The sequence below is a fragment of the Citrobacter sp. On2M genome (assembly GCF_018035235.1).
Classification (GTDB): domain Bacteria; phylum Pseudomonadota; class Gammaproteobacteria; order Enterobacterales; family Enterobacteriaceae; genus Citrobacter; species Citrobacter meridianamericanus.
Map to the genome: position 1 here is coordinate 297237 of NZ_WPCV01000004.1, position 21233 is coordinate 318469.

The window sequence follows — 21233 nt, forward strand, 5'->3', positions numbered from 1 at the left end:
TACACTCCGCCCCTTCATGACATTGTGGTTTTTGTCATCTCTATTGTATGTATCTCCCTGAAAACGACACCGGTAACGGTCAGGGCGGTTCGGAGTTGTTATGTCTTTTGATTCCCTTGGTTTAAACCCTGATATTTTACGTGCCGTTGCCGAACAGGGTTACCGTGAACCTACCCCTATTCAGCAGCAGGCAATCCCTGCCGTGCTGGAAGGCCGCGATCTGATGGCCAGCGCCCAGACCGGTACTGGGAAAACGGCAGGTTTTACCCTGCCGCTGTTGCAGCACCTGATTACTCATCAGCCGCATGGTAAAAGTCGTCGTCCGGTGCGTGCGCTGATCCTCACGCCAACCCGCGAACTGGCGGCTCAGATTGGCGAAAACGTACGTGATTACAGTAAGTATCTGAACATCCGCTCGCTGGTGGTCTTTGGCGGCGTTAGTATCAACCCGCAGATGATGAAGCTGCGCGGCGGCGTGGATGTGCTGATTGCCACGCCTGGCCGTTTGCTCGATCTGGAACACCAGAATGCGGTGAAACTGGATCAGGTTGAGATCCTGGTACTCGATGAAGCTGACCGCATGCTGGATATGGGCTTCATTCACGACATTCGTCGTGTTCTGGCGAAGCTGCCGGCAAAACGCCAGAACCTGCTGTTCTCTGCAACGTTCTCTGACGATATTAAATCGCTGGCCGAAAAGCTGCTGCATAACCCGCTGGAAATTGAAGTAGCGCGTCGTAATACCGCGTCAGAGCAGGTGACTCAGCATGTGCATTTCGTGGATAAAAAACGCAAACGTGAACTGTTGTCGCAGATGATTGGTCAGGGCAACTGGCAGCAGGTGCTGGTGTTTACCCGTACCAAACACGGTGCGAACCATCTGGCGGAACAGCTGAATAAAGACGGTATTCGCAGCGCGGCGATCCACGGTAACAAATCTCAGGGGGCGCGTACACGTGCGCTGGCTGATTTCAAATCCGGTGATATTCGCGTGCTGGTGGCGACGGATATCGCCGCGCGTGGCCTGGACATTGAAGAGTTGCCGCACGTAGTGAACTACGAGCTGCCAAACGTCCCGGAAGATTATGTGCACCGTATTGGTCGTACCGGTCGTGCTGCCGCCACTGGCGAAGCGCTGTCTCTGGTGTGCGTCGATGAACACAAGCTGCTGCGTGACATTGAGAAGCTGCTGAAAAAAGAGATCCCGCGTATTGCGACGCCAGGCTACGAGCCGGACCCATCCATCAAAGCCGAGCCGATCCAGAACGGTCGTCAGCAGCGTGGCGGTGGCGGTCGCGGTCAGGGTGGAGCCAGGCGTGGCCAGCAGCCGCGTCGTCAGGATGGCGGTGCGCCAAAAGCGAAACCGCGTAGCGGCGAAGGCAAACCGGCGGGCGATAAGCCTCGTCCACCGCGCCGTCCGCGCAAACCGTCTTCCGCGCAGTAATTGCGAGCCCGGCCGAAAGGTCGGGCTTTTCTTTTTGCGACACGTACCAGAAAGTGCCACAATAGTGGCTGTTTATACAGTATTTCAGGTTTTCTCATGGCACTAACGGCCGCGTTAAAAGCGCAAATCGCCGCCTGGTACAAGGCGCTTCAGGAACAGATCCCCGACTTTATCCCCCGTGCGCCGCAACGGCAGATGATTGCTGACGTCGCGAAAACGCTGGCAGGTGAAGAAGGGCGGCATCTGGCGATTGAAGCGCCGACCGGAGTGGGGAAAACCCTGTCGTACCTGCTCCCCGGTATTGCCATCGCGCGTGAAGAACAAAAAACGCTGGTGGTCAGTACCGCCAATGTTGCTTTGCAGGATCAGATCTACAGCAAAGATTTACCGCTGTTGCGCAAAATTATCCCTGACCTACGTTTTACCGCCGCGTTTGGTCGCGGACGCTATGTTTGCCCGCGTAATTTAGCGGCGCTGGCCAGTACCGAACCCAATCAGCAGGATCTGCTGGCCTTTCTCGACGATGACCTGACGCCCAATAACCAGGAAGAACAAAAGCGCTGCGCCAGGCTAAAAGGCGATCTCGACAGTTACAAGTGGGACGGGCTGCGCGATCACACGGATATCGCCATCGATGACGGACTCTGGCAACGCCTGAGCACCGATAAAGCCAGCTGTCTGAATCGTAACTGTCACTACTATCGTGAGTGCCCCTTTTTTGTCGCCCGCCGCGAGATTCAGGAGGCTGAGGTGGTGGTGGCCAACCACGCGCTGGTGATGGCGGCTATGGAAAGCGAAGCTGTGTTGCCGGAGCCGAAAAATCTGCTGCTGGTCCTTGATGAAGGCCACCACCTGCCGGACGTCGCGCGTGATGCGCTGGAGATGAGCGCAGAAATCAGCGCCCCCTGGTATCGGCTCCAGCTGGATCTGTTCTGCAAATTAGTGGCGACCTGCCTGGAACAGTTTCGCCCGAAAACTACGCCGCCGCTGGCGAACGCCGAGCGTCTGAACGCTCACTGTGAAGAGTTGTATGAACTGATTTCATCGCTTAATAGCATTCTTAATCTGTATATGCCCGCTACTCAGGAGGCGGAACATCGCTTTGCGATGGGCGAACTGCCTGCAGAAGTGATGGAGATTTGTCAGCGTCTGGCGAAGCTAACGGAAATGCTGCGCGGTCTGGCGGAATTGTTTCTCAACGATCTCAGCGAAAAAACTGGCACGAACGATGTTGTGCGTCTGCATCGGGTTATTTTGCAGATGAACCGGGCGCTGGGCATGTTTGAGTCGCAAAGCAAACTGTGGCGGCTGGCATCGCTCGCGCAGTCGTCAGGCGCGCCGGTGAGTAAATGGGCGACGCGCGAGGTGCGTGACGGGCAAATCCACGTCTGGTTCCACTGCGTGGGGATCCGTGTGAGCGATCAGCTTGAACGCCTGCTGTGGCGTAGCGTCCCGCATATTATTGTCACTTCCGCAACGCTGCGCTCGCTCAACAGCTTCTCGCGTTTGCAGGAGATGAGTGGGCTGAAGGAAAAAGCAGGGGATCGGTTTGTCGCGCTGGATTCACCGTTTAATCACGTTGAACAGGGCAAAATCGTCATTCCGCAGATGCGCTACGAACCGTTAATTGATAACGAAGAGCAACATATCGCGGAAATGGCCGCCTATTTCCGCGAACAGCTGGAAAGCAAAAAGCATCAGGGGATGCTGGTGCTGTTTGCCAGCGGTCGGGCGATGCAGCGTTTTCTTGAGCACGTCACCGATCTGCGTCTGCTGTTGTTGGTGCAGGGCGATCAGCCGCGCTATCGACTGGTAGAGTTGCACCGCAAACGGGTGACCAACGGCGAGCGCAGCGTGCTGGTTGGGCTGCAATCTTTTGCTGAAGGTCTGGACTTGAAAGGCGACCTGCTGACCCAGGTGCATATTCACAAAATTGCATTTCCGCCGATCGACAGCCCGGTGGTGATCACCGAGGGCGAGTGGTTGAAAAGCCTGAATCGCTATCCTTTCGAGGTTCAAAGCCTGCCTGCGGCGTCATTCAATTTGATCCAGCAGGTTGGGCGACTCATTCGTAGCCACGGCTGCTGGGGAGAAGTGGTTATTTATGACAAACGTTTATTGACCAAAAATTATGGCAAGCGTTTACTGAACGCGTTACCCATATTTCCGATAGAGCAACCTGCTGTGCCAGACGTTATAGTAAAACCAAAAGAAAAAACGAAACCTACGCGTCGCCGTCGGCGTTAACGATGCGAGCAACAGGCAAGGAGTTATCGATGGATTACCGCAAAATCATAAAAGAGATTGGGCGAGGAAAAAATCACGCGCGTGACCTGGATAAGGATACTGCTCGCGGACTGTATACCCATATGTTGAACGGCGACGTACCGGAGCTTGAAATGGGCGGCGTACTGATTGCGCTACGTATTAAAGGCGAAGGCGAAGCGGAGATGCTGGGCTTTTACGAAGCAATGCAAAACCACACCCTTCGCCTGACCCCGCCGGTTGCCAAACCCATGCCGATTGTCATTCCCAGCTACAACGGCGCGCGCAAGCAGGCGAATTTGACGCCGCTGTTGGCGATTTTACTGCATAAGCTGGGCTTCCCGGTGGTGGTGCACGGCGTCAGCGAGGATCCTACCCGCGTGCTGACAGAAACCATTTTCGAGCTGATGGGGATTGCGCCGACGCGGCATGCCGGGCAGGCACAGGCAAAGCTGGATGGTCATCAGCCGGTGTTTATCCCGGTGAGCGCGCTGTGTCCTCCGCTGGAAAAACAGCTGGCGATGCGTTGGCGAATGGGGGTGCGCAACAGTGCGCACACGTTGGCCAAATTAGCCACACCGTTTGCTGAAGACGCCGCGCTGCGTCTTTCAAGCGTGTCACACCCGGAATACGTCTCGCGTGTGGCAAAATTCTTCAGCGATATCGGTGGACGTGGCCTGTTGATGCACGGTACCGAAGGCGAGGTGTACGCCAACCCGCAGCGCTGCCCGCAGATAAGCCTGATCGATTCGTCCGGTGTGCGAGTGCTACAGGACCGACAGAGCGAGATGCCTGACGAGCCGGTACCGCTGCCGGTGGCAAAAGATCCGGAAACCACTGCGCGCTGGATTGAGCGTTGTCTGGCCGGCAGTGAGCCGGTTCCGGCATCGTTGAAAATCCAGATGGCCTGCTGCCTGGTGGCAACCGGTGAATCCGCGACGCTGGCTGAAGGACTTGCTCGCGTCGAACAAAACTTCTGATTTTTTATTCCCCGACGGGCCATTTTCCAGGCCTGTCGGTTCTCTCTTTTCGCCAACGTGAAATTTCTGCACGTTTATTGACCTCCTGAGCGCCGTGGCGCAGCATAGTTTGTTGAAAAATAAGAAACACAATCAACACGCGACACAACAGGAGATAACAATGAACAGTGGACATCGCTTCCCTGCGCCAACGCTGCACGCATTTACCCAGGCCGTTTTTCAGCAGATGGGAAGCAATGAACAGGAGGCGCGACTGGTGGCCGATCATCTGATAGCCTCTAACCTCGCCGGTCATGACTCCCACGGCATCGGCATGATCCCCAGCTATATTCGCTCATTCTCGCAGGGACATCTGCAGATCAATCGTCATGCCAAAGTGGTTAAAGATGCGGGGGCGGTGATTACGCTTGATGGCGATTGTGCCTTTGGTCAGGTGGCGGCGCATGAAGCCATCACGCTGGGGATTGAAAAAGCGCGTCAGCACGGTATTGCCGCCGTGGCATTACATAATTCGCATCATATTGGACGTATTGGCTACTGGGCGGAGCAATGTGCGGCGGCAGGTTTTGTCTCAGTGCATTTTGTGAGTGTGGTCGGGATCCCGATGGTTGCACCGTTTCATGGCCGCGATAGTCGTTTTGGCACTAACCCCTTCTGCGTTGTTTTTCCGCGTAAAAATACCTTCCCGCTGTTGCTGGACTATGCAACCAGTGCCATCGCGTTTGGCAAAACCCGTGTGGCATGGCACAAGGGGGAGCCGGTGGCTCCGGGATGCCTGATTGATACAAACGGGGTGCCTACAACCGATCCTGCGGTAATGCAGGTTTCTCCGCTGGGATCGTTGCTCACGTTTGCCCAACACAAAGGTTATGCGCTGGCCGCGATGTGTGAAATTATGGGTGGTGCGCTTTCAGGAGGTAAAACCACACATGAAGAGAGCCTGCAGACCAGCCCGGACGCCATCATCAACTGTATGACCACTATTATTATGAATCCGGAACTGTTTAGCGCGCCGGACTGTGACAACCAGGTTGCGGCATTTGCCGAATGGGTGAAAGCGTCCCCGCATGCTGAAGATGCCCCGATCCTGTTGCCTGGGGAGTGGGAGGTGAATACTCGCGAGGAACGGCTGGAACACGGTATTCCGCTGGATGCCGGAAGCTGGCAAGCGATTTGTGAGGCGGCACTGCAAATAGGCATGCCAGACGCCGTGTTGCAGGAATTCCGTCAACGACTGGAACACTAAGCAAAAAAAAGCCCGTCCAGTGGCGGACGGGCAAACAAAGGGTAACAAACAGGGTCAATGAGGGTTGGAGCATTGGGTCGTACAGGTAATCTTTCGGTTATTTATAGATAACCGCGGTGCCGCTCATTTTGTCTTTACCGACAGCGGAAGTGATGCTGTAACCAGATGCACCAGCAGCAGCCGCTTTCTCAGCCAGTTTGGCTTCCAGGCCATCCAGTGTGGTGGCCCCATCAGCAGAGACTACACCAATTTTATTCATGCTTTGTGCCTGAGTGGAGGAAACCGGCTCGGCAGCGAAAACGCCAAATGACAGGGTAGACAGGGCGATAGCAGCAACAGCATATTTAATGTTTTTCATGATTAATCTCTCGCAGGTTTGTTCTGTTAGTTAGTGTTCTGTTAAGAAGACGTTGTTTCGTCGATGTGATAAGTATCACGTTTTTTTGGCGAGAGAAAATCGAATAGAATTGACGACATCAATCAAAAAAATTGAATGACAAATAACTTATTGAATATTAATAAATTCAGATGAGGGATTTACAGTTCTTGTCACTACGCTTTACAGAGAAACCAACAACGGCACATTTTGCCACACAGAGTGCAAAAAAGCGTGCTCGTAAAGGAAATCGTATGCGCTGAAACTTTTGGTAAAGATGAGTCAACGTAGCTGGCTATCTTTCGAACCTCTGCGATTATATCCTGAAAATGCTGAATTATGTGAATCTTTATCCTGTTGGCATGTGATGCACAAGCGTACGCCAGGTACTGCCTCACGCCTGGCCTGTGGGATAGGATTGCCGCATTCTTCGCATTCATACAGACTTTCCCCCGTCGGTAACTCACCACGGGCGCGGGCAACAGCATCTTCAATAGTATTGTTGATCTGTTCGTTAACTGCGTCGTCATTTGCCCATCCGGATGCCATATGTACCTCCTGCTGATGTCTACAGAATAAGTATAGCGAATGTGATGGGCGAAAAACGACCACGCATCAGCGGTATCAGATTTCAGACCATTCGCGCAGCAGGTTATGGTAGAGATTGAGTAACGACAGGATCTCGCTACTTTCCCCATGACGCGCCTTCAGGGACTGAATGTTTTTATCCAGTTCAAAAAGCATGGCGCGATTTTTGTCATCTCGGATCATCGACTGGATCCACATAAAGGATGCCACACGAACCCCACGGGTTACCGGCGTAACGCAGTGCAAGCTGCTGGAAGGGTAAAGCACCAGATCGCCCGCTGGAAGTTTTACCGCGTGCTGGCCGTAGGTATCATTGACCAGCAGTTCTCCTCCCGCATAATCGTCGGGATTACTGAGGAATAAGGTGGCGGAAAGGTCTGTGCGCATCCAGCCGTTTTCCGGATGACTACGTACCGCGCCGTCAACGTGAAAACCGTAGGTTTCATGGTCCTGGTAGCGATTAAACAGCGGTGTGGAGAGCGTTTTCGGTAATGCTGCGGCGAAGAAAAGCGGGCTGTTATTCACCGCAGTTTGTACCGCTTGTTGCAAAACGCCGTAACGCTCGCTTTGCGTATCCACCTGCTGGTTGTTTTTTACCTGCGCGCCCTGGGCGCCGGTGGTTGCTCGGCCATCAATCCAGTCGGCAGCGTCCAGTTGTTCGCGAAACCAGGCGACATCCTGCGCCGACAGAACGCCGGGAATGTGGTACATCATCAGTGTTTCTCCTGAAAGTGGGGCTTTCGCCCCACGAGATGGATCAGAAATGCATATTGGCGGTGAGCAGGAAGGTTCTTGGCTCGCCCGGATGGTAACGGTATCCGCTCTTGTTGATGGAGGATACATAATCGGTGTCGAACAGGTTATAGACGTTCAGCTGGAAATCGAGATTGCGATTCACGCGATAACCCAGCCTGGCGTCGGCGACCCAGTAACCTTCAGTATAAGATGGCGTACCCACTGCGCCGTCCGAACCGCGATGCATGCTGCCCACGTAGCGTGCGCCCGCGCCAACGGAAATATCATCGGTAGCCTGATACTGGCTCCACAGCGTGAAGGCATGTTCTGGCGTATAGGGCAGGGAAGAAGAACCATCCTGAGCAATGTTTTTGCCGCTGTGGATCGTGGCGCGTTGCTGGGTGTATCCTCCAATAACCTGCCAAGCGGGGGTGATGTTGCCAGCTACGGAGAGTTCGTAGCCTTCAACGCGTTTCTCCCCGTACTGGGAATATGTTCCGTCGTCGTTCTGCTCTACTTCATTCTCAATATCTGTGCGGAAAATCGCGGCGGTTAACAGCAGACGCTTATCCAGCACCTCCCATTTGGTGCCGATCTCGCTGGTTTTCGCTTTCTGTGGTTTGAAGTCGGTACGGTTTGCGCTGTTACCGGTTCCTCCCTGCGCAAGGGCAAAGTTGCTGCCGCCCGGCGGTTGCTGAGAAACGGCATAGTTAATGTAGACGTTGCCTTTATCGGTCAGGTGATACAGCGCGCCCGCTTTCCAGTTCACCAGATTGCCTGATTTGGCCGTATCCACGGTCGTAACCGGAGAACCTTTGGCGACGCCTGTCGGACATGCAATTGCACCACGGCCGGAAGCGCCGCAAGCGGTGGCGCTGTCATATTCAGTGCGGTAATTGTCGAGGCGAATACCGCCGTTTAGCTCAAACTCACGGGTAATTTGTAACGTATCAAAAGCGTATACGCCAAATGTGTCGGTTTGCCCGTTGGCGTTGGCACCGCTACGCGATAATCCGCCGATATTCACGTCGCTGTTGGGATGATAAATATTAACCGGCGGCGGGGTGAGCGGGGCTACACCATAGTTGGTTTGTGTTTCGCGCGCCAGTTCCACACCGGTACTGATATCGTGGCCGATGGATCCGGTGTAAAATTTTGAGGTCAGGTTAGTCTGGTTGGTCAGGATTTTGTTACTGACATCTTTGGTATTTGCCAGGCGTGACCATGTCCAGGTGTCGACGCTGCTGGTGGGTTGCGTAATGTTAGACGCACCGCCCATCACCGCCGTCATCAGATAATCCTGTTTAATACGCGACCAGCGGGTGGTGTTGCGAATCGTGGTGCTGTCGCTCAGGTCATGTTCAAAACGCATTGTCGCGGTATCGGTCGTCGAATCGTCGTAATCCGAGTTGGTACCGTAGAAGTTATGCGTATCGACTTTTCCTGAATGATTCAGTGCAGACGTTCCTGCGGAAGGCGCAGAGTAACCCGGCAGGCCGATAGTGGGGATGCCTCCATCCGGCGTGTTGTGCTGAGTCACGTGCAGATAGTTCAGATACAGTCGGTTCTCGGTGCCCAAGCCAAAAGCGAGAGAGGGGGCCACACCGTAACGTTCATTCTTTACGTTGTCGCGACCGGCATCATGTGTTTTTTCGCCCATCAGATTTAAACGTGCGGCTGTGGTGTCGCCGATAGCCTGGTTAATGTCCAGCGTACCACGGCGGAACCAGGCGCTGCCGACGCTGGCCGACGCATCGATCCCGGAGTCGGTGCGCGGCTGTTTACTGATCATATTGATGGAACCTGTCGGTGCGCTACGCCCATAGTCGGTGCCGGAAGGGCCTTTGATCACTTCGACCTGTTCGGTATTGAAGGTATCGCGCGTGACGCTGCCAATATCACGAATACCGTCGATATAAATACTGTTTGAGGTATCCGCACCACGCATATAAACCGCATCACCGGTAGTGGAATTGCCGTTTTCGCCAGCGAAAAACGCGCCAACGCCCGGTACGTTTTTCAGCGCATCGGTCAGATTTGTTGCGCCTTGATCCTTAATCACTTGTTCAGAAATCACCGTCATGGTGCGGGTGGTATCCGCTACCGGGCGGGAGAATTTAGGGTCGGCAGACTGTGTTGGGGCATACAGCGAAGGTTTGGTTGCTTCAACGACCAATGTATCTTCTTGTTTTTTATCCTGATCGCCTGCAGCGACAGCCTGGGCTACCGGAGACAGGCCAATGCACAGACCAGCAAAAAAAGTCAGTGAATGAAAACTACTGGACGGCAAGTTGCGATTTTTATCCATGTTAATAAGTGACTTATTATTTTTGAGTAGACGGTTTCACTCACGCGAAGGGACATCTCTGTGGATGTTGTACCCTGCAGGTCTCGCGAAAATGAATGTGTAATTGATAATGATTTTGATAATCATTTCTAATCAGTGAGGAGTTTTAGCATTCATTAATTCAAAAATAAATACATTTATTTACATTGGATTCAAAATTCCAACATGATGATTACGATTTGAGCTGTGTGTGGCGTGATGAGAGCGCAAAAAACTGCATTCGGGTCGAATGCAGTTGGGATGAGGTGGGGGCTACTTATAAATAGTTGCGGTACCGTACATCTGATTTTTACCGCCCGCAGAGTTAACAACAAAGCCTTTTGCGCCTTGTTCTTTCGCTTTTTCTGCCAGCTTGTCTTCGAGATCGCTCAGGTTAGTTGCACCGGTAGCAGATACTGTGCCGGAAGCGTGTAACTGACCGGTGGCTGGGCTGGTGTAGGGCTGTGCAGCAAATGACGCAAAGGTCATGCCGGCCAGTACGGTAGCGGCAAGTAATGTGAGGCATTTCTTCATGGTGATATCCTCTGAAAAACAACAGGTGTGCCTGATAAGTTTAGGTCGCCAGCAGATGACATTTACCGCAAAAAATCGATGATGAACCGTCTGTTTTTTGAACAAAGAAATCGGTATGAAGCAGGCATAAAAAAATCAAATTTCCACGAAGTGCGTGTTTACCCCGTGACGTTATGCGGGTATCTTACGCCGCTGTTAAAAGGAGAATGCTATGCCCCCCCAGAAACCGGGATTACACCCACGCAATCGCCACAATGGCCGTTATGATCTTGCGACTTTATGCCAGGTTACCCCAGAGCTGACGCAATTTCTCACCCTCACGCCAGGCGGTGAGCAGAGTGTTGATTTCGCCAATCCGCAAGCCGTCAAGGCGCTCAATAAGTCACTGTTGGCGCATTTTTATGCGGTGAAAAACTGGGATATTCCAGACGGTTTTTTGTGTCCTCCTGTTCCTGGACGCGCTGATTACATTCACCACCTGGCCGACCTGTTGGGGGAAACCAACGGAACCATTCCGGCAAATGCGAGCATCCTGGACATCGGCGTAGGGGCAAACTGTATTTATCCGTTGATCGGCGTGCACGAATACGGCTGGCGATTTACGGGCAGTGAGACCAGTAGCGAAGCGTTTAACAGCGCTCAGGCGATCGTAAACGGCAATCCGGGGTTAACCCGTGCTATTCGTCTGCGTCGCCAGAAAGATGCTACGGCAATTTTCAACGGTATCATTCACAAAAATGAGCAATATGAAGCCACATTGTGTAACCCGCCATTCCATGATTCTGCGGCCTCAGCCCGCGCAGGAAGCGAGCGTAAACGTCGTAATCTGGGGCAAGATAAAGATGATGCGCTGAACTTTGGCGGACAGCAGCAGGAGCTGTGGTGTGAAGGCGGTGAAGTGGCGTTCATTAAAAAAATGATCGCTGAAAGCCAGGCCTTTGGTCGTCAGGTGATGTGGTTCACCACGCTGGTTTCGCGCGGCGAGAATTTGCCTCCGCTGTATCACGCGTTGACGGACGCGGGCGCGGTGAAAGTGGTCAAGAAAGAGATGGCCCAGGGGCAAAAGCAGAGCCGCTTTATTGCCTGGACCTTTATGGATAACGATCAGCGTCGCCGTTTTATGGCGCGTAAACGTTAAAGCGTTGGCTCGGCTGGCGGCAGCGGTTCGCTTGCCGCAGGCGTTGGGCCATTCACCGGTGCAGGCAAGACCTGATATGTCTGTACCGGCGCGCGTATGTTCGCCAGATCGAAGTATTTCTTCACCTGGCTGTCGAGCGCAAAACGTACCGTCCACTGCTTCAGCGGCAAGGTGGTAAACGAAACCCGCAGCGTGAAGGCCGTATTGGTTAACCCTACAATCCCCGCAAACGACGGCTCGCCGATAATAAGCCCACGGATGTCTTCTTTTTCCATCACCGCAGCAACCGCGTCTTTCAACGCCTGATTCGCTTTATCCGCATCCTCATGGCGGTCTACATCGTAATTGGCGACGACCGATCCTATTCCACGCACAAAGTTGGCGAAGGTCGTTATCGATGACCAGGGAATGATATGGTACGCCCCGGTGTCCTGACGCACGCCCACAGAGCGGATAGACATCCGTTCTACCGTACCGGTGAGAGGACCGATGGTAACCAGGTCGCCGGTGTTCATGCCATTTTCGAACTGAATAAAGATCCCGGTAATAATATCTTTTACCAGCGTTTGCGAACCAAAAGAGATCGCCAACCCCAACGCCCCGGCCCCAGCCAGTAAGGGGGCGATATTGACGCCAATTTCTGACAGCACAATCATGATGGTGATCGTGCTGATGATCACCGCCAGCGCGTTGCGAAACAACGTCAACAGGGTGCGGGTACGCGCGCTGGGTAGCGGGCGGCCGTGAATATCGGAAGCCAGACGATTTTCAATCAGGCTGGCGAGAATCGTCCAACCGATGGCGGAGAAGAATAAAATCAGCGCGATACGGATCAGGATATCCACCGTTTTTTCTCCTGCGCCGTAATGCAGCCAGTTCCAGAAGTCGAACAGTCCCCAGGCATTCAGTAGCAGCATGACCGCGACGCACACCGTCAGGATCCTGGCGACGCTTAACGCCGTCGACAACCAACCATTCAGCCGCTTTTGGAGTTCCGGATAGCTGCGCTGGGTATGTGGTGAAAGAGTAATGGTTTTGGCTATCCAGCGGGAAAGCATACCGGAAACAAACGCGGCGATCCCGACGATCACCAGGCTGCGCAGCGTGGCGCCCATCATGAATTTCAGGCTGTTGCCTGGATCAAACAGCGAGAAGAAAAACAGCACAATGAAGTAGGCGCTGGCCAGCCAATGCCATACCAACGCAAAAGCGCGAATAAACAGACTGAAAAAAGCGAGGGATCTTTCCGCCAGATTCAACAAATGCTGCGTAATTTCTTTCTTGTTTCTGAAAATCAGGTACAGCGCCCATAGCGTGATACACAACATGATGATGACGTTTGCCATCGCGCCGACCTGCACGTTGACCTGATTCGAGATAATGGGTACGGCAACAATAAGCCCGTAGCCAGTCAGGCTGCTCAATGAACTCAATCGGCGATTCCAGTAGCGCGCGCCAGCATCCTGAATGTTAAACGGGCGCAGCTCGGCCACCGTAGGGCAAAATATCAGGCGCAAAATGGCCTTGAAGAACTCAATCAGGGCGAAAGCATTGAGAAACAAACTTTGCTGAAAAGCGATCGTGCGACTGCCGGCGTTCATTTTGTCGCTCAGTATCTGCCCGACAAACAATGTCAGCGCCAGCAGAAGTAAATCGATAACGAATGCGCCAACGATCATCGCCGGAAGCTGGAGCCAGTTGCTGCGCTCGCGGTTTTTGCGCCGTGCCCATTGTCCCATTTTGCGATACAGCGGCAGCGCGCACAGACGAACCAACCAGAAAAAACCGAACACCGACACCGCCAGCATTAAAAAATGCGTCAGGGCATTGGTGAACGTTTGCGAGTTAAAGGTTTTGTGCGGGGCATCGGTAATATTGCGATAAAGCTGGGCAAAGCGGCTGGAGAGGGCTTCACCGTAGTGGCGGGTGACATCCGTGACGTTTTCCAGTACCGTTTTTTCCTCCGTTAGCGTGGGCGGGACAATGGTCGGCACCGGCTGGGCAGGAGGGGCAGTGGCCACTTTGCGTAACTGGCCGATCAGCTCCTGACGCGAGGCGTCATTTTCCAGCACATCGGCCAGTGCGCCGTAAGCCGCTTTTTTCTGTTCAATATCCGGCTCTTTCGCCGGTGTGGTTTGCGCGTTGGTTGACGTTGGCGTGGTAACGCCAGGAATCGTCACCGCCTGGGTCGGAAGACTCAACAGACAAACAATGATGAACAGGATCCCGCGCATGACTCCTCCCATGAGAAAATAAATTCAAAAGGATAAGTATAGATGTCAGGGCGGGAGAGAATTGAAATGAGAGGATTCTGGTGAAAAACCTCCCTTCGGATGAAGGGAGGCAGAGCTATCAGGAAACGTGCTGCAAGAATTCCTGTAAGCGTTGGCTGGGCGGATTTTCAATCAGGGCCTGCGGATTACCGTCCTCGGCAATACGGCCCTTATCAATGAAAATCAGGCGTGAAGCCACTTTTTCGGCAAAACCGATTTCGTGGGTCACAATCACCATGGTCATCCCTTCTTCCGCGAGATCCTGCATTACTTTCAGAACTTCGTGGCGCAGTTCCGGATCCAGCGCTGAGGTTGGCTCATCAAACAACATCATTTTCGGCTTCACCGCCAGCGCACGGGCGATAGCCACACGCTGTTGTTGACCGCCGGACAGCTCAGAAGGGTAGTGGTGGGCGCGCTCGGCCAGTCCCACTTTCGCCAGCAGTTCTTTCGCCAGTTTCTCGGCCTGTTCTTTATTCGCCCCGCGTACGCGCTGCGGCCCGAACATGACGTTTTCCAGCGCCGTCAGATGCGGGAACAGATAGAACTGTTGAAACACCATCCCGGCTTCCTGGCGGATTAACCGCTCGTCTACCTTCGGATCGTTCACTTTCAGACCGTCGACGATCAGATCGCCAGAGGTTATCTCTTCCAGTTTGTTAATGCAGCGCAGCAGGGTAGATTTACCGGATCCGGAGGGTCCGATAATGACCACCACTTCACCCTGTTCAATGTTCAGATCAATATTGTGCAGCACCTGAGTTGGACCAAAGTGCTTAGAAACGTTTTTAAATTCAATCACAGGATTTTCATCCTTCTTTCCAGACGACGCAGAATGAAGCTCAGCACCAGCGTAATGATCAGATAGAACACCGCAACGGCGCTCCAGATTTCCAGTGCGCGGAAGTTACCGGCAATGATTTCCTGGCCCTGACGGGTCAGTTCGGCGACGCCAATGACAATAAACAGCGAGGTATCTTTAATGCTGATGATCCACTGGTTGCCCAGCGGCGGCAGCATACGACGCAGTGCGAGAGGTAAAATTACGTGGCGGATGGTCTCTGTGCGTGAAAGCCCAAGCGCCAACCCTGCCTCGCTGAAGCCTTTATGGATTGAGAGCACCGCGCCGCGGGTGATTTCCGCAATATAGGCCCCGGAGTTGATCATGATGGTGACAACGGCGGCGCTAAAGGGGTCAATGCGTAAATCGTTAAATGCCATTGGCAGGGCGAAGTAAATAAACATCACCTGCACAACGATTGGCGTACCGCGAATAACTTCGATAAACACCAGCGCTACGTGGTTGGCTATCCAACCGCCGAAGGTGCGCGCAAACCCTGCTGCAAGTCCGATTACCAGACCGCCAGCCAGACCGAGGACCGAGATCCACAGGGTCATTTTGGCGCCTTCAATCAAAAGCGGGATGGCGGGCCAGATGGCACTCCAGTCAAACTGCATATGTCGTTCCTGTTACCGTGGTGAGAAAAACAATGAGCCATAACATGATGACTCAAAATTGCAGACCCGGCGGCGCTGGCGCTACCGGGCGTTACAGAACGTTCTTGTTATTTAGGCTCAGTACCGAACCATTTTTTGTAGATTTCGTTGTACGTGCCGTTTTCTTTCAGCGTTTTCAGCGCGCCGTTCACTTTCTCGCGCAGTTCATCGCTACCTTTCGGGAAGGCGATACCGTACTGCTGAGCTTCAAGGGACTCACCTACGGCTTTGAACTGGCCGTTACCCGCGGTTTTAATGAAGTAAAGAATGTTTGGCGTGTCGTGCAGCACGGCGTCTGCGCGGTTGGTGCCCAGTTCCATATACGCGTTATCGATGTTCGGGAACTGACGCAGGTCTTTAGTTTTGATGTTAGCTTTCGCGTAATCAACGGAACCGGTGCCGCTCTTCACTGCGACAACTTTACCATCGAGATCTTTCACGCTTTTCACGTCGTTATTATTTGCTTTGACCATCACCAACAGACCGCTTTTATAGTAGCCGTCAGAGAAGTCGATCGCTTTTTTACGCTCATCAGTGATGGTGATACCCGCCAGTGCCAGGTCGATATTTTTGGTTTGCAGAGCCGGGATGATGCCACTGAAATCCATTGGTTTCAGTTCATAATCCAGCTTCAGTTCTTTGGCCACGGCAGCCCACAGATCCACATCAAAACCAACGTATTTGTCACCCTGCTTGAATTCAAACGGTACAAACGCAGTGTCGGTTGCGACAACCAGTTTCTTATCTGCGGCATGGGAGGACACCGCAAAAGCCAGGGTAAGTGCAGCCAGTGAAACTTTTAATACAGACTTCATAGGATTTCCTTTTATATCCACGGGGCGATCCCCTGCGAGAACATATGGCTTAATGAAATAATCGTGCCAATTTTGCAACTCATTGTTTTAACAAGAGGGTGTCTTGTTTTTCTGCACAATGAATAGGGCAAAGAAGGCGATCTGCACTGTTTTGGGGCACTCATTTGGTGCGTACCTGGCACGGTGCAAACGGTATCACTATTTAGCGTAAAAAATGTTGATAAAACAATCTTTCGTTAACGATTGTGTGAAGTGATTATTACAAATAATTTACTTTGAAGGGGTGAATGATCAATGCTGTGCACCATAGATGTGCAAAACCCCCGCCGGGGCGAGGGTTATATAGGTAATTCTTATGTCTGTTGTTATTCAATGTTGGCTTCGATAAACCACAGGAATTTGTCGAGGTCGCGTGAAGCGGCGGTGAAGATATCTGCGGTATCTTCGTCTTTTGCTTCGCCAATGGCTTTACGGACGCTGTTAGCGACGACGGCATAGCGGTCAGCCAGTTCTTTCAGGTGATCCTGTACGCTATGGATATCCAGTGGATAGCTTTTCAGAGGCGTTTTGCTGTTAATAACCTGAGTTGTACCCAATGCCACACCACCTAGCTGTACGGCTCGTTCAGCCATCGTGTCGAGGTGATCGGTCAGGGCAGTACGGAAACCATCCAGCATTTCATGTACGGCAATGAAGTTCGCGCCGCGCATATTCCAGTGGGCCTGTTTGGTGATCAACGACAGGTCGATGAATTGGATCACTTGCTGATTCAGCAGCTCAACAGTCGCTTTCTTTTCGCTGTCTGTCACATCGTTGCGGGTATAAAGGAGGGCAGATGCTTTTGTTTTTACCAATTTAGCGGTACTCATATTTTCATATCCTCTTGATGTTTATGTCCCAACTCTTCAACGAAAATAAGTATAGCGCTAAATTTGGATTTATCTTCCCGGTGTTACCTATTACTTTAATAGTGAAGAGACGATAAATATAAAATAGTTGATAAAATCAGTATCTTATGGTGGTTTTGGATGGGGTGATGTTATTTTTATGTTAATGTAAAAAATGAATCAAATATGCGAATGAGAAAAATCTATTTATTAGAATAATTATTACGCAAATTTACAATTGGATATTCTGCATGATTATGCAAACCATGCAGAATATTAAGGGGTTAATTTACGTCAACTTGTTTTATTTGTGGTTCTTTGCGAATAGTGAGCGTAGAACCCATCGATGCGACAATAATGGCGCCCAGTGCAAGCGTCTGAATTAGTGTCAGCGTTTCACCGAGGAAGATCATTCCGGAAACCGCCGCCAGCGCCGGTTCCATGCTCATCAACGTCCCAAAAGTACGCGTTGGCAGTCGCGTCAGCGCAATCATCTCCAGCGAATAGGGAAGCGCAGTAGAGAGGACCGCAACGGCCAGGCCTAATGGCAGAATGGACCAGTGCCACAGGGCATCGCCGGCCTGGAGCACACCGATAGGGACAAAAATCAACGCCGCAATTAATGACCCTACCGCAACGGTAGCTGGGCCGTGTTCCGCGCCGGCACGTTGCCCGGTAAGAATATAGATTGCCCAGCAGGCACCAGCCCCCAGCGCCAGCGCAGCACCGGTTAAATCGACGTGAGAAACGTCCTGACCTAATGGCAGCAGGAACCACAGTCCGAGTACAGCCAGTGCAACCCAAATGAAATCCACCGGACGTCGGGATGAAAATAGCGCTACCGCGAGCGGGCCGGTGAACTCCAGCGCCACGGCAATTCCCAGCGGTACGGTCTGAATTGACAGGTAGAAGAGGTAGTTCATCCCGCCCAGCGACAGGCCGTAAAACAATAGAGGAAGACGCTGCTCTTTGGCGAATCGTAAACGCCAGGGTTTAAAGAAGGCGATAAGGATGAGGGTGCCCAGTGCAAGGCGCAGTGCAGTCACCCCCGGTGCGCCAACGAGAGGGAACAGCGATTTTGCCAGAGATGCTCCACTTTGAATGGAGGACATAGCAATCAGCAAAACCAAAATAGGCAACCAGACTGGCGCTTTACGTAACGACCCCGGCATCCTTTCTCCTGTCTAAATATGTCAATAGAAGTAAAACAGCGAGTGTAATGGAAATACACTCATGTGGTTGAGTATTCGTTGAAAAAAAAATTGCTCAGTTCCGTACAATGGGATGAAATTGATGGATTAATAATCTGTGTGATTAGGAATAATCTGGATGAATGTGCCATATTGTGCGCGCAATAATGGCAGTTTACGTTAGAAAAGTGATGTTAATTGAAAGAGATAGTGGGTTTCTGAAATGTTCTGTTACATGAAAGACCCCGTTAGACATCGCTAATCGCAAAGAGTTTCCCATTAATTTTTGGTATATTTAAAACTTAAGATTTACTTGAAGCACATTTGAGGTGGTTATGAAAAAAATTGCATGTCTTTCAGCACTGGCCGCTGTTCTGGCTTTCTCCGCAGGTACTGCTGTAGCTGCTACTTCTACCGTTACCGGTGGTTACGCTCAGAGCGATGCTCAGGGCGCAGCGAACAAAATGAACGGTTTTAACCTGAAGTATCGTTACGAGCAGGACAACAACCCGCTGGGTGTTATCGGTTCCTTCACTTACACTGAAAAAGATCGTACCGATGCTTCTGGCGACTACAACAAAACCCAGTACTACGGCATCACTGCTGGCCCGGCTTACCGTCTGAACGACTGGGCGAGCATTTACGGCGTAGTGGGTGTTGGTTACGGTAAATTCCAGAACGCAGCATCCCCGGCTGACAACCACACCACCAGTGACTACGGTTTCTCCTACGGTGCTGGTCTGCAGTTCAACCCGATCGAAAACGTTGCTCTGGACTTCTCCTACGAGCAGAGCCGTATTCGTAGCGTTGACGTTGGCACCTGGATCGCTGGCGTGGGTTACCGCTTCTAATCACTTCGGTGATATAAAAAATCCGCCTCTCGGGGCGGATTTTTTTTGCCTGCAATTTGAGCTGTTAGCGAGATTTGGTCTCGAAGATGTCGGTACCAAGGTGGTTGTAATCCACCTTCTGCAGCTTAAAGTTGGTGATATACACCGGACCGGCCTTTTTCTCTGAGATAAAGCGGTAGCTGTTGGTAATTTCTTTTGCGCTGATCCCCGTCCACTGCGAGAAAAAGCTCAAGAAATCATTCGCTGAGCGACGGGCTTTAATCACCCGATGCGCTTTATCATCGCTCGACAGCACCATGAAAGGCACCTGGAAATTCTGCTGGAACTGATCGTCATGCGCCAGGTACTGCACCTCTTTTCCACGCTCTTTAAAGGCGAGGCCATGATCGGAGAAATAGACCATCGAGAAGCTATTGCCGCTGTTACGTAACTGTTCGTAAAGCTGGCGCAGCAGGTCATCCGTCTGCGTCATGGTGTACAGGTAACAGGAGGTCTCTTTTGACTGGACAAAAGTTTCGTATTTTCCTTGCGTACGGTCGCAGGCCTGCGGATGCGAGCCCATTAAATGCAGTACGATCAGCTGCGGCTGCGTGCGCTCGGTTGCCAGCACCTGGGCGGTCATCTTCAACAGCGCTTCGTCGCGGGTGTTTTTGTCTGCTTCGAAATCACCGTTTTTGAGGAACTGAACTTCATCTGCTCGCTTCGCAATACTGGCAATAGCCGTATCGTATTCACCAATCTGTCCCTGATTGGAAAACCACCACGTCTGGAATCCTGCGCGGTTGGCCAGAGTAACAAAGTTGTCCTGGAACTGGGGCTTATTATCAACTACCCGATTCAGGGTTAAGCCGAGTGATTTTTGCGTAGAACCACTGGCGGCAATGTAATCCGCGAAGATATAGCCGTTAACCGAGCTGGCAAACGGGGTGTTATCCCAGTGGCCGCCAAACGCGCCTAACGCATCGCGGCGGGCGCTTTCACCGATCACCACCACGTAGGTGTGATACTTCGGCTTCACGGCGGTTACCGTCCAGCTGTCTTTGACGCTCGACAGCTTCGCCATACGCTCCTGCTCGTCGAGCACTTCGTTGTTATTGACGATCACGTCCTTGGCAAATCGGAAAACCGGATAGCCGGTATCTTTCAGCTTGAACACGCCGCCCCAGGCCAGGTTTTGCACCGGGTTAACAAAGAACGCGACAATGCTGAATAACAAACAAACGCTGTCGAACTTATTCCAGCCGCGCTTTTGTTCATCTTTTTTACGACGTACGGCGATAACACCAAGGGCGAAAATAAACACGCCAACCAGATAGCTGTACCACGGGAAGATGGTCAGAATTTCGGTGGACTCTTCCATATTGGTAGAGTGTAGGGCCAGTAGCGTGTTGAAGTTCGGCGAACCGTATGCCTGGCCGAACGGAAAATACATTGCCGCAATCAGCGAGCAAATGCCAATCAGCGCTTTCTGCGCGCGCGGCGCACTGCGCCACATCAGCATTAATATACAGGTGAAAGCAACGCTATAGAGCAGGCTAAGCGGATAGCCCAGCGCAAGATTGATCAGCAGAGACTGTAAGAAATAGAGGCCAGTCCACGGACTAATCGCCCGGCTGCGAGCAATGATTGAATCTTTGAGGGTTAAATTCATATGCCACTGTTACAAAAACGCCATGTGCTTACCCTGGCGCTAAGGGTCATTGCCTGCCTGAGAGAGCGAGAAGAGGGATAGGGTCCGCATCCGCGAGCCGCAATATACGCAGGGCTGCGAAAAGATAGAGTGTGTGCAAGAGAAGGTCAACTACTACAAAGAAATTGTTTTGCGAGGGACGTGGCAAAACTGACAAAAAGAAGGGTTATTGGCACAAAAACGATCGCTGTATTCGGGTGACCGCAGGAAAAAGAAGCGGCGTACCGCAACGCCGCATTATTTTTCTGAAGGTTTATCCTGCTGCGGTTTGCTGTTAATCATGTCGCACAGCATAGAGATCAGCATTAACCGTACTTTAAAGGGAGAGTGGCTAAACACGCGTATACACCTCTTAAATTCATTCATATAAACCTCCTGACTTCACGATCCCATCAGTC

19 protein-coding genes are annotated in these 21233 nt (G+C 52.1%); 6 read left to right on the top strand and 13 right to left on the bottom strand.

All coding sequences use genetic code 11. The annotated features are described in order from the left end of the window. The first annotated feature begins 100 nt into the window (after nucleotides 1-100). The 4 genes from rhlE to On2M_RS11780 all read left to right on the top strand — a co-directional run bounded on the left by rhlE (nucleotide 101) and on the right by On2M_RS11780 (nucleotide 5935). Nucleotides 101-1444, top strand: coding sequence for an ATP-dependent RNA helicase RhlE (gene rhlE, locus On2M_RS11765; RefSeq protein ID WP_210904862.1), 1344 nt, complete (start codon nucleotides 101-103; stop codon nucleotides 1442-1444). A gap of 96 nt (nucleotides 1445-1540) precedes the next feature. Further along, a complete protein-coding gene (dinG, locus tag On2M_RS11770) occupies nucleotides 1541-3691 on the top strand; it encodes an ATP-dependent DNA helicase DinG (RefSeq protein WP_210904863.1) in 2151 nt (716 codons plus the stop codon). A 29-nt stretch (nucleotides 3692-3720) separates the two neighbouring features. Next, nucleotides 3721-4689: a DNA-binding protein YbiB gene (gene ybiB / locus On2M_RS11775; protein ID WP_151224987.1), complete on the top strand. Its 969-nt coding sequence runs from the start codon at nucleotides 3721-3723 to the stop codon at nucleotides 4687-4689. A gap of 160 nt (nucleotides 4690-4849) precedes the next feature. Continuing rightward, nucleotides 4850-5935 carry a malate/lactate/ureidoglycolate dehydrogenase gene (locus On2M_RS11780; protein ID WP_187252752.1) on the top strand — a complete coding sequence of 362 codons (1086 nt, stop codon included), beginning with the start codon at nucleotides 4850-4852 and terminating at the stop codon, nucleotides 5933-5935. Nucleotides 5936-6032: 97 nt separating this feature from the next. Here the strand turns inward: On2M_RS11780 and ybiJ are convergent, their stop codons facing one another. The 5 genes from ybiJ to mcbA form a co-directional block, all read right to left on the bottom strand. Continuing rightward, nucleotides 6033-6293, bottom strand: a complete 261-nt coding sequence (ybiJ, locus tag On2M_RS11785; RefSeq protein WP_079936844.1) for a DUF1471 family protein YbiJ — start codon at nucleotides 6291-6293, stop codon at nucleotides 6033-6035. 300 nt (nucleotides 6294-6593) lie between these two features. Then, nucleotides 6594-6860 carry a DksA/TraR family C4-type zinc finger protein gene (locus On2M_RS11790; protein ID WP_032942775.1) on the bottom strand — a complete coding sequence of 89 codons (267 nt, stop codon included), beginning with the start codon at nucleotides 6858-6860 and terminating at the stop codon, nucleotides 6594-6596. Nucleotides 6861-6935: 75 nt separating this feature from the next. After that, nucleotides 6936-7613 carry a PKHD-type hydroxylase YbiX gene (gene ybiX, locus On2M_RS11795; protein WP_151219607.1) on the bottom strand — a complete coding sequence of 226 codons (678 nt, stop codon included), beginning with the start codon at nucleotides 7611-7613 and terminating at the stop codon, nucleotides 6936-6938. A 43-nt stretch (nucleotides 7614-7656) separates the two neighbouring features. Then, complete coding sequence (locus tag On2M_RS11800) at nucleotides 7657-9942, bottom strand: catecholate siderophore receptor Fiu (RefSeq protein ID WP_187252751.1); 2286 nt, start codon at nucleotides 9940-9942, stop codon at nucleotides 7657-7659. 291 nt (nucleotides 9943-10233) lie between these two features. Continuing rightward, nucleotides 10234-10494: a DUF1471 family periplasmic protein McbA gene (gene mcbA, locus On2M_RS11805; RefSeq protein ID WP_151219609.1), complete on the bottom strand. Its 261-nt coding sequence runs from the start codon at nucleotides 10492-10494 to the stop codon at nucleotides 10234-10236. Nucleotides 10495-10705: 211 nt separating this feature from the next. Between mcbA and rlmF the strand changes: the two genes are divergently transcribed. Then, entirely contained in the window at nucleotides 10706-11632 is a 927-nt protein-coding gene (gene rlmF / locus On2M_RS11810) for a 23S rRNA (adenine(1618)-N(6))-methyltransferase RlmF (RefSeq protein ID WP_151224991.1), read from the top strand. Here the strand turns inward: rlmF and ybiO are convergent. The 6 genes from ybiO to rhtA all read right to left on the bottom strand — a co-directional run bounded on the left by ybiO (nucleotide 11629) and on the right by rhtA (nucleotide 18276). Next, nucleotides 11629-13866 carry a mechanosensitive channel protein gene (gene ybiO, locus On2M_RS11815; RefSeq protein ID WP_210904864.1) on the bottom strand — a complete coding sequence of 746 codons (2238 nt, stop codon included), beginning with the start codon at nucleotides 13864-13866 and terminating at the stop codon, nucleotides 11629-11631. The genes rlmF and ybiO overlap by 4 nt on opposite strands. Before the next feature lie 118 nt (nucleotides 13867-13984). Beyond that, entirely contained in the window at nucleotides 13985-14707 is a 723-nt protein-coding gene (gene glnQ / locus On2M_RS11820) for a glutamine ABC transporter ATP-binding protein GlnQ (RefSeq protein ID WP_048226011.1), read from the bottom strand. Beyond that, nucleotides 14704-15363, bottom strand: a complete 660-nt coding sequence (glnP, locus tag On2M_RS11825; protein WP_043015695.1) for a glutamine ABC transporter permease GlnP — start codon at nucleotides 15361-15363, stop codon at nucleotides 14704-14706. The genes glnQ and glnP overlap by 4 nt, the downstream gene beginning before the upstream one ends. A 107-nt stretch (nucleotides 15364-15470) precedes the next feature. Then, nucleotides 15471-16217 (bottom strand): glutamine ABC transporter substrate-binding protein GlnH, encoded by a 747-nt coding sequence (gene glnH / locus On2M_RS11830; RefSeq protein ID WP_016152370.1) that lies wholly within the window; start codon nucleotides 16215-16217, stop codon nucleotides 15471-15473. 365 nt (nucleotides 16218-16582) lie between these two features. Further along, complete coding sequence (gene dps, locus On2M_RS11835) at nucleotides 16583-17086, bottom strand: DNA starvation/stationary phase protection protein Dps (RefSeq protein ID WP_151219612.1); 504 nt, start codon at nucleotides 17084-17086, stop codon at nucleotides 16583-16585. 302 nt (nucleotides 17087-17388) lie between these two features. Next, nucleotides 17389-18276 carry a threonine/homoserine exporter RhtA gene (gene rhtA / locus On2M_RS11840; protein WP_151219613.1) on the bottom strand — a complete coding sequence of 296 codons (888 nt, stop codon included), beginning with the start codon at nucleotides 18274-18276 and terminating at the stop codon, nucleotides 17389-17391. A 353-nt stretch (nucleotides 18277-18629) separates the two neighbouring features. Between rhtA and ompX the strand changes: the two genes are divergently transcribed. Beyond that, nucleotides 18630-19145 (top strand): outer membrane protein OmpX, encoded by a 516-nt coding sequence (ompX, locus tag On2M_RS11845; protein ID WP_003035257.1) that lies wholly within the window; start codon nucleotides 18630-18632, stop codon nucleotides 19143-19145. A 64-nt stretch (nucleotides 19146-19209) separates the two neighbouring features. Here the strand turns inward: ompX and On2M_RS11850 are convergent, their stop codons facing one another. Together On2M_RS11850 and mntS are read right to left on the bottom strand one after the other, a co-directional pair. After that, complete coding sequence (locus On2M_RS11850) at nucleotides 19210-20796, bottom strand: phosphoethanolamine transferase (protein ID WP_187252748.1); 1587 nt, start codon at nucleotides 20794-20796, stop codon at nucleotides 19210-19212. Nucleotides 20797-21072: 276 nt separating this feature from the next. Further along, nucleotides 21073-21201 carry a manganase accumulation protein MntS gene (mntS, locus tag On2M_RS11855; RefSeq protein ID WP_151224994.1) on the bottom strand — a complete coding sequence of 43 codons (129 nt, stop codon included), beginning with the start codon at nucleotides 21199-21201 and terminating at the stop codon, nucleotides 21073-21075. Nucleotides 21202-21233: the final 32 nt, after the last annotated feature.